The 13,524-nt window shown below is 70.3% G+C and carries 14 protein-coding genes; 6 read left to right on the top strand and 8 right to left on the bottom strand.

Translation table 11 applies throughout. From position 1 onward, the window contains the following. Positions 1-756, bottom strand: a complete 756-nt coding sequence (locus tag ACIBCK_RS28375) for an ABC transporter permease (protein ID WP_399394762.1) — start codon at positions 754-756, stop codon at positions 1-3. 15 nt (positions 757-771) lie between these two features. Continuing rightward, entirely contained in the window at positions 772-1,554 is a 783-nt protein-coding gene (locus ACIBCK_RS28370; protein ID WP_399394761.1) for an ABC transporter ATP-binding protein, read from the bottom strand. Between the two features lie 84 nt (positions 1,555-1,638). On the opposite strand from ACIBCK_RS28370, the gene ACIBCK_RS28365 reads away from it, so the two are divergent. From ACIBCK_RS28365 to ACIBCK_RS28350, 4 genes are all read left to right on the top strand, one after another. After that, positions 1,639-2,280 (top strand): TetR/AcrR family transcriptional regulator, encoded by a 642-nt coding sequence (locus ACIBCK_RS28365; protein WP_399394759.1) that lies wholly within the window; start codon positions 1,639-1,641, stop codon positions 2,278-2,280. Positions 2,281-2,436: 156 nt separating this feature from the next. Continuing rightward, the gene (locus ACIBCK_RS28360) at positions 2,437-3,285 is read left to right on the top strand and encodes a 3-hydroxyacyl-CoA dehydrogenase family protein (protein WP_399394757.1); all 849 of its coding nucleotides are present in this window, start codon (positions 2,437-2,439) and stop codon (positions 3,283-3,285) included. Positions 3,286-3,448: 163 nt separating this feature from the next. Further along, positions 3,449-3,772: an STAS domain-containing protein gene (locus tag ACIBCK_RS28355; protein WP_160507247.1), complete on the top strand. Its 324-nt coding sequence runs from the start codon at positions 3,449-3,451 to the stop codon at positions 3,770-3,772. Between the two features lie 215 nt (positions 3,773-3,987). Then, positions 3,988-6,474, top strand: a complete 2,487-nt coding sequence (locus ACIBCK_RS28350; RefSeq protein ID WP_399394755.1) for an ATP-binding protein — start codon at positions 3,988-3,990, stop codon at positions 6,472-6,474. Positions 6,475-6,554: 80 nt separating this feature from the next. Here the strand turns inward: ACIBCK_RS28350 and nucS are convergent, their stop codons facing one another. Beyond that, positions 6,555-7,226 carry an endonuclease NucS gene (nucS, locus tag ACIBCK_RS28345; protein ID WP_367044997.1) on the bottom strand — a complete coding sequence of 224 codons (672 nt, stop codon included), beginning with the start codon at positions 7,224-7,226 and terminating at the stop codon, positions 6,555-6,557. 212 nt (positions 7,227-7,438) lie between these two features. Here nucS and ACIBCK_RS28340 point away from each other — a divergent pair, with 212 nt between their 5' ends. Next, entirely contained in the window at positions 7,439-7,831 is a 393-nt protein-coding gene (locus ACIBCK_RS28340) for an SCO5389 family protein (RefSeq protein ID WP_361833650.1), read from the top strand. Positions 7,832-7,901: 70 nt separating this feature from the next. Here the strand turns inward: ACIBCK_RS28340 and ACIBCK_RS28335 are convergent, their stop codons facing one another. After that, positions 7,902-8,954, bottom strand: a complete 1,053-nt coding sequence (locus ACIBCK_RS28335) for an LLM class flavin-dependent oxidoreductase (RefSeq protein ID WP_399394753.1) — start codon at positions 8,952-8,954, stop codon at positions 7,902-7,904. Positions 8,955-9,163: 209 nt separating this feature from the next. Between ACIBCK_RS28335 and ACIBCK_RS28330 the strand changes: the two genes are divergently transcribed. Then, on the top strand, positions 9,164-9,496 hold the full coding sequence (locus ACIBCK_RS28330) for an ATP/GTP-binding protein (RefSeq protein WP_367044999.1): 333 nt from the start codon (positions 9,164-9,166) through the stop codon (positions 9,494-9,496). A 15-nt stretch (positions 9,497-9,511) separates the two neighbouring features. Here ACIBCK_RS28330 and ACIBCK_RS28325 read toward each other — a convergent pair whose 3' ends face one another. The 4 genes from ACIBCK_RS28325 to ACIBCK_RS28310 form a co-directional block, all read right to left on the bottom strand. Then, on the bottom strand, positions 9,512-10,348 hold the full coding sequence (locus tag ACIBCK_RS28325) for an ABC transporter permease (RefSeq protein WP_399395312.1): 837 nt from the start codon (positions 10,346-10,348) through the stop codon (positions 9,512-9,514). A gap of 107 nt (positions 10,349-10,455) precedes the next feature. Further along, positions 10,456-11,616, bottom strand: coding sequence for an ABC transporter ATP-binding protein (locus tag ACIBCK_RS28320; RefSeq protein WP_399394750.1), 1,161 nt, complete (start codon positions 11,614-11,616; stop codon positions 10,456-10,458). 112 nt (positions 11,617-11,728) lie between these two features. Beyond that, positions 11,729-12,499 (bottom strand): ABC transporter permease subunit, encoded by a 771-nt coding sequence (locus tag ACIBCK_RS28315; RefSeq protein WP_399394748.1) that lies wholly within the window; start codon positions 12,497-12,499, stop codon positions 11,729-11,731. A gap of 3 nt (positions 12,500-12,502) precedes the next feature. Next, entirely contained in the window at positions 12,503-13,498 is a 996-nt protein-coding gene (locus tag ACIBCK_RS28310; protein ID WP_399394746.1) for an ABC transporter ATP-binding protein, read from the bottom strand. Positions 13,499-13,524: the final 26 nt, after the last annotated feature.

Genomic DNA, 13,524 nt, shown 5'->3' with positions numbered 1-13,524 from the left:
TTACGCGCCCGCCTTCCTGAAGACACGTGTGCCGACCGTCACGGACCCGGCCGCGAGCGCGGCGGCCATCAGGACGCCGTACAGCATCGCCGTGCTCGCGTAATCGCCCACGTAGGCGGCCCGCACCGCGTCCACGAGGTAGCGGAACGGCATGAAGTGCGAGAGCACGTCGAGCCAGCCCGGCGCGAGCGCCATCGGCAGCATCAGGCCGGAGAGCAGCATCGAGGGCATGCTGACCGCGTTGATGACGGGCCCGAACTCGTGCGGCTTGGACACGAGCAGCGCGAGCGCGTACGAGAGGGACGCGAGGACGACCGTCAGGACGCCCACGAAGGCGAAGCCGATGAGGATGCCGGCGAGCGGCGCCCGCAGCCCCATCACCACGGCGGCAAGGACCAGGAGCACCGCCTGGAAGACGAAGAGCGCGGCATCGCGCAGCACCCGCCCAAGCAGCAGCGCGAGCCGGCTGACCGGCGTCACCCGCATCCGCTCCACCACGCCGAACTGCTTCTCGATGATGATCGCGAATCCGCTGTACGAGGCGCCGAACAGGCCGAGTTGGAGCAGCAGCCCCGGCACGAGCACCTGCCAGGAGTCACCGCGCGAGCCGAGCGGCAGGTCGGTCAGGAGCGGACCGAAGAAGAGCAGGTAGAGCAGCGGCATCAGGACGCCGAAGAGGATCTGGAACTTGGAGCGCAGGGTCTGGCGGGCGTACCGCCCGAAGATCAGCGCGGTGTCGGAGAGAAACGCAGACATGAGGGGTCCTGGGGTTCAGACGGCGACGGGCGCCGTGTCCTTGGGGGTGAGGTCGCGCCCGGTGATGGCCAGGAACGTGTCCTGGAGCGAGGCGTCGATGGAGCCGCCGTACCGGAGCTTGAGCGCGCTCGGTGTGCCTTCGGCGACCACGACGCCCCTGTCGATGACGACGAGGCGGTCGCAGAGCGCGTCGGCCTCGTCGAGGTAGTGCGTGGTCAGGACGACGGTGGTGCCGTGGTCGTCGCGCAGCCGCCGCACGAGCGCCCACAGGTCGGCCCTGCTGCCCGGGTCGAGCCCGGTGGTCGGCTCGTCGAGGAAGAGCACCTCGGGCCGGTGCATGAGCCCCATGGCGATGTCGAGGCGCCGTCGTTGGCCGCCGGAGAGGGTCGCGCACTTGCGGTCGAGCAGGTCGGTGAGGTCCAGGTCGGCGGCCAACTCCTGGGAGCGGGCGGCGGCTTGCGTTTTCGTCAGGCGGTAGAGCCGCCCCTGGGTGACCAGTTCCTCGCGTACGGAGATGTTCAGGTCGACGCCGCCGGACTGGGCCACGTACCCGATCCTGCGCCGGACGGCGGCCGGGTCGCGGGCCAGGTCGCAGCCCGCGACGGTGGCGGCGCCGCCGGTGGGCGCCAGGAGCGTGGTGAGCATGCGCAGCGTCGTCGTCTTGCCCGCGCCGTTCGGTCCGAGGAAGCCGAGGATCTCGCCGGGGGCGACGGTGAGGTCGATGCCGCGCACGGCTTCGACGGTGCCGCGCTTGGTCCGGAACGTCCGGGTGAGGCCGGCCGTGCTGATGATTGCCATGGCGACCACAAAAACAGAGTCTCTTAAATTTTGCAATGACTCCAAGTTTTCAGTCGCCCAAGCCAGTGGCCGTAGGGTGGGGACATGGCTGAAGGACTCAGGGAGCGCAAGAAGCGGCAGACGAAGCAGCGGATCTCGGACATCGCGACGGGGCTGTTCCTGGAGCACGGCTTCGTCACGGTGACCGTCGCGGACGTCGCCGAGGCCGCCGACGTCTCCGTGAACACGGTCTACAACTACTTCCCGGCCAAGGAGGACCTCTTCCTCGACCGCGGCGAGGCCGTCGTCGACCGGCTCTCCGGTTACGTACGCGGCCGCCGCGCGGGGGAGTCCGCCGCCGCGGCCGTGCTGCGCGAACTGCGCTCGGACGTGGAAGGAGTGTCACCGCACGTCGGCCTCTTCACGGGCTGGGCGGACTTCATGAGGGTCATCACCGACGCCCACGCCCTGCGCTCCCGGCTCTGGGAGATCCAGCAGGAGGCGCTCGACCGCCTCGCGAAAACCCTCGCCGAAGAGACGAAGGCCGCCGCCGGCGATCCGATGCCCGGCCTGATCGCCGGTCAGCTCTCCTGGGTCCACAGCACGCTCATGGCGTGGATCGGCGACGAGATGACCAAGTGCCGCAAGCCCGCCGAGGTGTCCCGCGAGGCCCTCGTCCTGCTCGACGAGATGGAGGACCTGCTCGGCGAAAAGGTCCTCAACTACGCGGTGCGCGACGCCGAATGACGCGCACGGCCCGCGTCGGTGTGATGTCCGTCATCTGAGACGTGACGCGTGTCTCTTCGCCGCCACCTCGGCGCTCACGACCGCTACTGTCCGCTCAAAGGGCAAACGTAAACAGCGTGTAAGCCAGGCGTGATAAGCGGTAGGGGAGTCGGAACAGTGGCACGGAAGCTCGCCGTCATCGGAGCCGGACTCATGGGGTCCGGCATCGCACAGGTCTCCGCCCAGGCGGGCTGGGACGTCGTCCTGCGCGACGTCACCGATGAGGCCCTGACCCGTGGCACCGACGGGATCAAGGCGTCGTACGACAAGTTCGTGAGCAAGGGCAAGCTCGCCGCCGCGGACGCCGAGGCGGCGCTCGGTCGCATCACGACGAGCACCGACATGGACGCCGTCGCCGACGCGGACATCGTCGTCGAGGCCGTCTTCGAGAAGCTCGAGGTCAAGCACGAGATCTTCCGCACGCTCGACAAGATCGTGCGCGAGGACGCCGTGCTCGCCTCGAACACCTCCGCCATCCCGATCACGAAGATCGCGGCCGTGACGGAGCGTCCGGAGCGCGTCGTGGGCGCGCACTTCTTCTCGCCGGTGCCGATGATGCAGCTGTGCGAGCTGGTGCGCGGCTACAAGACCAGCGACGAAACCCTCGCCCGCACACGCGAGTTCGCCGAGTCCGTCGGCAAGACCTGCATCGTCGTGAACCGCGACGTCGCGGGCTTCGTGACGACCCGTCTGATCTCGGCGCTCGTCGTCGAGGCCGCGAAGCTCTACGAGTCGGGCGTCGCCACCGCCGAGGACATCGACATCGCCTGCAAGCTCGGCTTCGGGCACGCCATGGGACCGCTCGCGACCGCCGACCTGACGGGCGTCGACATCCTGCTGCACGCCACGAGCAACATCTACACGGAGTCCCAGGACGAGAAGTTCGCACCGCCCGAGCTGATGCGCCGGATGGTTGACGCCGGTGACATCGGCCGCAAGAGCGGGCAGGGCTTCTACAAGCACTGAAGTCTGCTTCCTCCCCTGTGGGGTCACTCCTCGGGGTGAATTCGGTATCGGTTCGCTTACAGACGGCAACTTCCTTGCCCATGCGGCAGTCAGTTGCAGTGACATACGCAGACGCCGTACGGAACAGACGTCACAGGAAACTCAGCACTCTCGGGGAGCGCATATGCACATCAGGGGCGACCAGGCCCAGCTGGTCGTCGGGGGACGCCTCGACGTACGCAGCGCGGCGGACGCCCGAACGGTCCTGCACTCGGCCGTCGACGACGGAGCCGGAGACCTGGTGCTCGACCTGTCCGAACTCGACTCGTGGGACGCCACGGGACTCGGCGTCATCATGGGCGCGCACCGACGCGCGGGACGGTGCGGACGCCGGCTCGTGCTGCGCAGTGTGCCGCCCCAGATGCAGCGCCTGCTCGTGGCCACCCGGCTGCACAGAATCCTTGCCATCGAGGGCGGCATCGGGGTCGAATCCCTGCCCCGTGTGTGAGACACCTCTCGCGCACAATCCTCACGAGACTGTGACGTCTCGGACGGCGCGGTACCCCGCCCGTTCGGTGATACTGAGCGAAGGTCTAGGGTTCGGTCGCCCACCGTCATGACGAAGACTGACACCCGAGCGGGGGCACCGGACCAGAAGCGACAGCGCAGTGTGCACAAGGCCGGAGGGGGCTGTGTACACAACGCATCTGGGGGGCTTTGACCATGGACCCGATGAACCGGGGACCGGAAGAGTACGGCCATGACGGCATGAACGACGGCATCTACGAAGACGATGCGGCGCGCCCCGTGCGGCCGCCCCGCGATCCTCTGACACCGGACTTCGGGCAGCCCGCGCCCGCGCTCGCCCGCACCGTCCAGCTCGTGTCGGGCGACTTCCTGCTCACCGTGAACCCCGTCGACGGCAGCGAGATCGAACCCTGCCCGCCGGGCGAGCGGCCCGCACGGCCCGTCAAGCGCACCGCCGCCGAGCGTGCCGAGCTGCGCCGCGCTTCGGCGCCGCCACTGCCACCGGGACCCGTGCTGCCCCGGCTGCCGCTCCTGGAGCGGCAGGAGGAGCGCGAGCGGCTCGTGCGCCTGCTCGCACGCGGGCGCTCGGTGCGGCTCACGGGTCCCGCGGGCTCGGGGCGCACGGCGCTCCTGAACGCCGTCGCGGAGGACTGCGCGGACCTCGCGCCGGACGGCGTCGTCCGGCTCTCCGGCTACCACAAGACGCTCGGCGACCTGCTCCACGACCTCTTCGCCGCGGTCCACAACGCTCCGCTGCACCGCCCCGACCGCGCCCTGCTGCTCGAACTCGTCCACGACATCGGCGCCGTCGTCGTCCTCGACGACCTGGAGTTCGGCGGGGCCGCCCTGGAGGAGCTGCTCGAGGCCACGCCCGAGTGCGCCTTCCTCGTCTCCGCGACCCCCGACGTCGCGGCGCCGTCCCCCGAATCGCACCTCGAAGAGGTCTTCCTCGGCGGCCTCGGCCGCGGCGGCGGCCTCGAACTCCTGGAGCGCGCCGTCGGCCGTGTCCTGACGGACGACGAGGCCGGCTGGGCGGGCGACCTGTGGTTCGAGTCCGAGGGGCTGCCCCTGCGCTTCGTCCAGGCGGGCGCCCTGCTGCGCCAGCGCGACCAGCTGCGCGCCGACCCGAACGCCTTCGACGAGTACGGCTACTACACCGACGCCCCGGTCGACGCGCCCTTCGGCGCCGAGGGCCACGACGTCCCGCTGCCCTCGCTCGCCGACGGAGCCGCGCCCGCGGTGCTGCTCGCCTCGCGGCTGAGCCCTTCGGCGCGCAGCACGCTGCGGTTCGCCGTCGCGCTCGGCGGCGAGCTGCCGCACCAGGCGCATCTGCCCGCCCTCGTGGGGGACACCCACGCGGACGCGGCCCTCGCCGAGCTGGTCTCCACCGCGCTCGTCACGCCGGTCGGCTCGCACTACCGGCTCGCCGCCGGAGTACGTACGCAGCTGGAGGCCTCCGGGTACGCGGACGACGCCGCCGAACGCGCCCAGGGCGCCGCCCAGCACTACGCCTGGTGGGCGGGGCACCCCTCGGTCGGCCCCGAGCGGGTCGTGGCCGAGGCCGACGCCGTGCTTGCGGCCCTCGGCGCCCTGGTCGCGGGGCAGTCCGCGTCAGGGGCGCCGGCCGGCGGCGAGGAGAGCGCCGCCGTGCTGCTCGCCCGCACCGTCGCGCCGGCCTTCGCCGGAGGCCTCGACTGGGGCGCCTGGGAGCGTGCCCTGCGGTCGGGCCAGGAGGCGGCGCGGACCGCGGGCGAGGTCGCCGAAGAGGCGTACTTCCACCATGAGCTCGGCATCCTCGCGCTCTGCGGCGGCTCGCTCGACCGGGCCCGCGTCGAACTCGAGGCCTCCGTCGGCCTGCGCGGCGCGCTCGCCGACAAGCGCGGCATGATCGCGGGCCGCAGGGCCCTCGCCCTGGTCGCCGACCGCTCGGGCGGCATGATGGCCGGCGCGAGCCCGGCCGCGGGCGAAGAGCTGCCCGACGCGCGCCACGAGGAGTCGGCCTCGCCCCCCGGCGGCGTACCGGCGGCGTTCGCGCTGCCCACACCGCCCCCGGAGCCCGAGACCCTGGTCACCCGCAAGGCCGCGCCCGCGGTGGGCGCGGGCGGCCCGGCACCGACCCGCCGCTCCATCGTCAACGGCACCCGGCGCAACCTCGTGGCGGCGGGCGCGGGCGCCCTGCTCGCCGCCGTGCTCGGCACCGTGGTGACCCTCGGCGCGACGTCGGACGGCAACGACAACCCGCCCGACAAGGTCAAGACGGAGCAGTCGGCGAGCGAGGACCAGGACGACGACGGCCTGACCGCGGACAAGCCGGCCGAGGACTCGACGAGCCGCCCGGACAGCGACGGCCCGGACAACGTCCCCGGCACCGCCGACGACGGCACGCCGAGCGAGAGCGACGACCCCTCGGACGAGCCGAGCGACAGCGGTAAGCCGTCCGACGACACCTCGGGCAAGCCGTCCGACAAGCCCACGGACAAGCCGACGACGAAGCCGCCCACGACCAAGCCCCCGACGACCAAGCCGCCGACCACGAAGCCGCCCACGACGAAGCCGCCGACCACGCCGCCGCCGTCGACCCCGCCGCCGAGCACGGACCCGACGCCGGACCCGCCGTCGTCCCCGGACACCTCGGACTCGGCGAGCGGACCCGCGAGCAGCAGCCCGGCGTCGACGATCTGAGGCTCGTACGACTCGTGCGACTGATACGTGAGTGGGGGCCGGGTCCACCAGGACCCGGCCCCCTCTTCGTACAAGAACTCCTAGAACAGCCGCAGCTTGTCGTCCTCGATGCCGCGCATCGCGTTGTAGTCCAGGACGGCGCAGCCGATGCCGCGGTCCGTGGCCAGCACGCGGGCCTGCGGCTTGATCTCCTGGGCGGCGAAGACGCCCTTGACGGGGGCCAGGTGCGGGTCGCGGTTCAACAGCTCGAGATAGCGGGTGAGTTGCTCGACTCCGTCGATCTCACCGCGCCGCTTGATCTCGACGGCGACGGTCTGGCCTTCGGCGTCGCGGCACAGGATGTCCACCGGGCCGATCGCCGTCATGTACTCGCGCCGGATCAGGGAATAGCCCTCACCGAGCGTCTCGATCCGGTCGGCGAGCAGCTCCTGAAGGTGCGCTTCCACGCCGTCCTTGATGAGGCCGGGATCGACGCCCAGTTCGTGCGAGGAGTCGTGCAGGATCTCCTCCATCGTGATGATGAGTTTCTCGCCGCCCTTGTTCACGACGGTCCAGACGCCCGCGTCGTCCCCCGTCCCCTCCTTCAAGGTGCACGGCGGGGACATCCAGTTGAGAGGTTTGTAGGCCCGGTCGTCCGCGTGGATCGAGACACTGCCGTCCGCCTTCACAAGGATCAGGCGGGGGGCCGACGGGAGATGGGCTGTGAGCCTGCCCGCGTAATCCACGGAGCATCGGGCAATGACGAGACGCATGGGGCGCAACGCTACTCGACCCCAGGTGGTGCGCGCGATTCCTCCGGCGATCGCCCTGTTCGATCCTGGCCGGTTATGTTCCCAATCTCCTGGTGCAGCGCGGGTCCGGTGCTTACCGTATAAGCAGGAGGTCGCCGTGCGTGCACGCTGCGTGTGCGGACTCCCGCCCTGTCCGGAAGCCCCCGCTCCCCGGGGGTGCGAGAGGAGAACCCATGTCGCTCGACGTCTCACCGGCACTGTTGGAACAGGCCGAGCGAGGCGAGGTCGATGAAGCGGAATTCGTCGACTGCGTCCGGACCTCCCTGCCTTACGCATGGGAGATGATCAGCTCCCTGGTGGCCCAGCTGAAGGTTGACGGTGGCGAGTTCGCCGACAACCAGACGCCGCCACCCACCGAGCAGGCACGCGGCCAGCTCCTGCGGGCGCTGGCGAGTGACGCGATTCGCGGCGCTCTGCAGCGCCACTTCGGAGTGCGGCTCGCATTCCAGAACTGCCATCGTGTGGCGGTGTTCCCGCTGGACGCATCCGTGGACGACAGGCTCGCCCGGTTCACCTCGATCCGGGGCCAGCTGCTCAACCAGTCGCCCGAACTGCGGGACTGCTGACGCCTTTTGCTGCCGCTCCGTACGCGGGAGGTGTTCTAGTACCGGAGCGGCAGCTCCCCGCCCCAGCGGTTCAGCCGAGCTGGGGCAGCACTTCGGCGCCCAGCCTTCGGACGTTCTCCTCCGTCGTCGCCAGATCGCCCGAGCCCTCGACAAGCAGCGCGAAGCGTGTGATCCCCGTGCGTTCCGAGGTCGCCGCGATCCGGTCCGCGCACAGCTGTGGGGTGCCCACCGGATGCAGTCCGCAGAGCAGTTCCGTGTACGCGAGCGGGTCCCGCATGGCCCGTGCGCGGCCGTCCACGGTGACATGCGCGTCGAGCCCCTGCTTGAGCCAGCCCGGCATCGCCTTCTGCAGCGTCTCCGCCGCGTCCAGGCGCCGGTCCGCGATCTGCGCGACCCCGGCCGAGACGTGCGCGGCCCGCAGCACCTCCTGGGGCGTGCGCCCCGCGGCGCGCGCGTGCCGCTGCCACAACGCCACCATTTCGGCCTTCTCCTCGTCGCCGACGTGCATGCCGAGCAGCATCGGCAGACCGCGTTCCGCAGCCAGCCGCACGCTGGACGGCGAGGTGCAGGCGACGATCACCTCGGGCCCTTCCGAGCTCTCCCCGGTGTCGTCGCCCGCCCCGGTCAGCGCCTCCTGCGGCCGTGGCACCACGGCGACCTCGCGGAAGGGGAAGCGGCCCGCTTCGCTCGCGACCCGGGGCTCGCTCAGCCACCGCAGCAGCAGGTCCAGCGACTCCGGGAAGCCCTTCTCGTACGCGTCGAGACCGGACCCGAAGACCTCCAGGTCCACCCACGGCCCGCCGCGCCCCACGCCCAGCGAGAAGCGCCCGCCGGACGTCAGATGCAGCAGGGCCGCCTGCTCGCCCAGGGCGACGGGATGGACCGTCGGCAGGACGCTCACGGCGGTGCCGACACGGATGCGCCGCGTACGCCCGAGAAGGAGCGCGGCGAGGGTCACGGCGGACGGACACGTGCCGTACGGCACGAAGTGGTGCTCGGCGAGCCAGACGGAGTCGAGGCCCGCCTCCTCGGCCACCTCGGCGGACCGCACCGCACGGTGCAGCGCTTCTCCCTGCCCCTGTCCCGGGAACTGGGCGGCCAGAACAAAACTACCTACACGCATCGCACTCCTGCCTCCTTGGCGCCGACGCAGGCACTCCCCCTACGGCAACAACGCATGACACGTGCCAAAGGCACGGCTCGGCATGAAGATTGACGGATTTTCTGCGAAATGCAGGGGGGATCTGTGGGGGTTGGTGCAGGACGCCTACCCGTGTCCGCGCCGCGTAGGCTGGACTCACCCTGGCCCCCGTACATCCCGTGAGGTGTCCCGTGTCCCCGCGTCGCAACCGCCCGAAGGGCGCCGGAGAAGACAGCCCGCGCCCGTCCGCGGAGACGACGGGCCGCTACGGCGGCTTCCAGTCCACCGAGAGCTGGCAGGGGGAGCAGTGGAGCCTGCGCCATGTCGCGGGCGCGAGCGCGGCCGGCAAGAGCTATCGCTGCCCCGGCTGCGACCAGGAGATCCCCTCCGGGGTCGCGCACGTGGTGGCCTGGCCCGAGCACTCGGGCGTCGACGAGCGCAGGCACTGGCACAAGGCGTGCTGGAACGCGAAGGACCGCCGCACCACGCGGGTGCAGCGGTCCCGTAACGCGCCGAGGTACTGAGACCCCCAGAGGCGGCTACACGTCGCGCTTCTCCAGGAGGGCGAAGGCGCCGACGATCGCGGCGGCCGTCACGCCGACGAGAAGCAGCAGCTGCGAGGTGCCGCCGCCCGTGCCGTCCATGTCGAAGATCTTGGCGAGGGAATTGATGGCGTTGTAGTCCAGCATCTTCTCGCCGAGGGGACGCGTGCCCTCGGAGATCATCAGGAACACCGGCAGGATCGCGGGCACCAGGACCACGCCGAGCATCGCGGTGATCGCACCCGCGGAGTGGCGCAGCATCGAACCGGCGGCGAGCGCGAGGACGCCCAGGAGCGAGACGTAGAGCCCGCCCTTGAGGACGGTGCCCGCCCAGTCGACGTCTCCGGCATCGGGGCCGCTGTGCATCCCCGACGTCATCAGGCCCACCAGGAGGACGGAGCCCGCCGCGACGACGAAGGCGATCACGAAGAAGATCAGGATCTTCGCGGCGAGCACGCGATAACGCTGCGGCGACGCCGTGAACGTCGTACGGATCATGCCCGTGCCGTACTCGGACGACGTCACCAGGACGCCGAGCGTGATCAGACAGATCTGGCCGAGCACGAGACCGAAGAACGCCGGGATCGTGAACGGCACGTCCGCGTAGTCACGGTCCTCCGTGTTCACGGCCACGAGCAGTCCGATGCCGACGACCAGGAGGAAGAAGACGCCGAGGGTCCACATCGTCGAGCGGACCGACTTGATCTTCGTCCACTCGGACGCCAGGGCGTTGCCGAGGTGGGTCTTCTTGACCGGGATCGGCGAGGTGTAGGCGTTGTTCATCGCCTGCTGCCAGGCGGAGGGCGGCGCGGGAGCGGCCGGCGGGGGAGCCATCGGGGCGCCCTGAGGCAGGGGGGCGCCCTGCGGAACGGGGGCACCGGCGTAGGCCTGCTGCGGTGCCTGCTGGGGCTGCGCCTGCGGCTGCGGAGTCGGAGGCGTGGTCATCGGGCATCCTCGTTGTCGTCGGCGCTCTTGGTCATCTCAGGTGCGGGGGCGGCCGCGTACGGGTTGGGGGTCCCCGGCGGGGGGCCCTGAGGGGCGCCCTGCGGCATCGCGAACGGCTGGCCGCCCTGCTGGGGCGGCGGCGGTGCGTACCACCCGGGCTGGCCCTGTCCGGGCACCGGCATCGGCGGCTGCTGCATCGCGCCCGGCGGCAGCTGCTGCTGGAGCCCCGCGCGCTGGTCGACGGTCGAGCGGTAGTCGACGGCGCCCTGCGTCATCCGCATGTACGCCTCTTCCAGCGAGGCCTGGTGCGGGGAGAGCTCCCACACGCGGACGTCCGCGCCGTGCGCGAGGTCGCTGATGCGGGGGAGCGGAAGGCCGGTCACGCGCAGCGCGCCGTCCTGCTCGGGCATGACCTGGCCGCCGGCCTCGCTCAGCGCGGCGGACAGCTTCTCGCGCTGCTGCACGTCGCCTTCCGGCGTACGGACGCGGGCGAAGTCCGCGGAGTTGTGCGAGATGAAGTCCTTGACGCTCATGTCCGCGAGCAGCTGCCCACGGCCGATCACGATCAAGTGCTCGGCGGTCAGCGCCATCTCGCTCATCAGGTGCGAGGAGACGAAGACCGTGCGCCCTTCGGCGGCGAGCGACTTCATCAGGTTCCTGACCCAGAGGATGCCCTCGGGGTCGAGGCCGTTGACCGGTTCGTCGAAGAGCAGCACCTGCGGGTCGCCGAGCAGCGCCGCGGCGATGCCAAGACGCTGGCCCATGCCGAGCGAGAAGCCCTTGGAGCGCTTCTTCGCCACCTCCTGGAGGCCCACGACGCCGAGCACCTCGTCGACCCGGCGGGCCGGAATGCCGGAGAGCTGCGCGAGACACAGCAGGTGGTTACGGGCGTGCCTGCCGCCGTGCACCGCCTTGGCGTCGAGCAGCGCGCCGACCTGGCGGGGAGCGTTGGGGAGCTTGCGGTACGGGTAGCCGCCGATCGTCACCTGGCCCGTGGTGGGTTGGTCGAGCCCGAGGATCATGCGCATGGTCGTCGACTTGCCGGAGCCGTTGGGGCCCAGGAAGCCGGTGACCGTGCCGGGTCGCACCTGGAAGGAAAGGTTGTACACGGCTGTCTTGGCGCCGTAGCGCTTCGTCAGGCCGACTGCCTCGATCATTCTCCGCACCCATCGAATGGTTCAGGACGTCGGGGCACACGCCCCCGTAAGGGTTAGGAGGATAACGGGGAGCTGACGGTTCCAGCCAAGAGCGCGCAAAAACTCCCCGTGGTCAGGCGTCCCGCTTCTTCAGCAGCACATAGCCGCCGATCAACGCGACCGCGACCCACACCACCATGATGGCCAGTCCGCCCCAGGGTCCGTACGGGGTGTCGTCGTCCAGAGGCGACTTCACCTGCATGATCTTGCTTCCGGCCTGGTCGGGGAGGAAGCGGCCGATCTTCTTCGTCGCCGAGACGTTGCCCAGGATGCTGGAGATGAGGAAGAAGAACGGCATCAGGATGCCGAGGGAGAGCATCGGGCTGCGCAGCATCGTCGCGACGCCCATCGAGAACATCGCGATGAGCGTCATGTAGAGCCCGCCGCCGATCACCGCGCGCAGCACGCCCGGATCGCCGATCAGCGCCTTGTGCTCGCCGAGCATCGCCTGTCCCACGAAGAACGCGATGAAGCTCGTGACCAGTCCCACCACCAGACAGAGCAGCGTGGCGACGACGACCTTGCTCGCCATGAAGGTGGCGCGCTGCGGGACCGCGGAGAGCGAGGTGCGGATCATGCCGGTGCTGTACTCGTTCGAGACGACGAGGACACCGAAGACGATCATCGCGAGCTGGCCGAGGCTCATGCCGGCGAAGCTGGTGTAGGTCGGGTCGAAGACCCTGCGGTCCTGCGCGTTGAGGCTGTCGTAGTCGTTCTTCGCCAGAATGCTGATCAACAGGCCGAGCCCGACCGTGACGACCAGCGCGAGGCCCAGCGTCCACACGGTCGACGAGACCGAGCGGATCTTGGTCCACTCCGATTTCAGTACCTGCGTCGCGGCCATCGCTCAGGACCCCTTCTTCGGCTGCTGCCAGCTCTCGCCCCAGCCCGCGGCGGCCCGCCCGGGTGGCGGCGGGGCGGCGCCGGGCCCCGCGTGGTCCGCGTGCGCGTGATACTCCACCGACTCCGCGGTGAGCTGCATGAACGCCTCTTCCAGCGAGGCCCGCTGGGGGCTCAGTTCATGGAGTACGAGCTGATGGCGGGCGGCGAGCTCACCGAGATCCTCCGACGGCGTGCCATCGACCTCCAGGGTGCCGTTGCCCGCCTCGACGGCGGTGACGCCCTCCTGGTGCAGCACATCGAGGAGGCGCTCACGCTCCGGGGAGCGCAGTCGTACGTAACTGCGTGAGTTCTGCTGGATGAAGTCCGCCATGGAGGTGTCCGCGAGGAGCCTGCCCTGCCCGATGACGACGAGATGGTCGGCGGTCAGCGCCATCTCGCTCATCAGGTGGGAGGAGACGAAGACCGTACGGCCCTGGGAGGCGAGGGACTTCATCAGGTTGCGGATCCAGTGGATGCCCTCGGGGTCGAGGCCGTTGACCGGCTCGTCGAACATCAGGATCTCGGGGTCGCCGAGCAACGCGCCCGCGATGCCGAGCCGCTGCCCCATGCCCAGCGAGAAGCCCTTGGCCTTCTTCTTGGCGACCTGCGTCAGGCCCACGGTGTCCAGGACCTCGTGGACGCGGGCGCGCGGGATGCCGTTGCTCTGCGCGAGGCACAGGAGATGGTTGAAGGCGCTGCGCCCCCCGTGCATGGCCTTGGCGTCGAGCAGGGCGCCGATGTACTTGAGCGGTTCCTTCAGCTGGGCGTACCGCTTGCCGTCGATCCGGGCGGCCCCCGCCGTGGGGTTGTCGAGCCCGAGCATCATCCGCATCGTCGTGGACTTGCCCGCGCCGTTCGGCCCGAGGAAGCCGGTGACCATGCCCGGACGCACGGTGAAGGTGAGGTCGTTGACGGCCAGCTTCTCGCCGTACCGCTTGGTCAGCCCCTCGAGCTCGATCATGCGGCCACGCTAAAACGGGACAGAGC

The sequence above is a fragment of the Streptomyces sp. NPDC051218 genome (genome assembly GCF_044455475.1).
Classification (GTDB): Bacteria; Actinomycetota; Actinomycetes; order Streptomycetales; family Streptomycetaceae; genus Streptomyces.
Note: the sequence above shows the minus strand (reverse complement) of the source record. Positions and strands in the feature narration are given on the sequence as shown.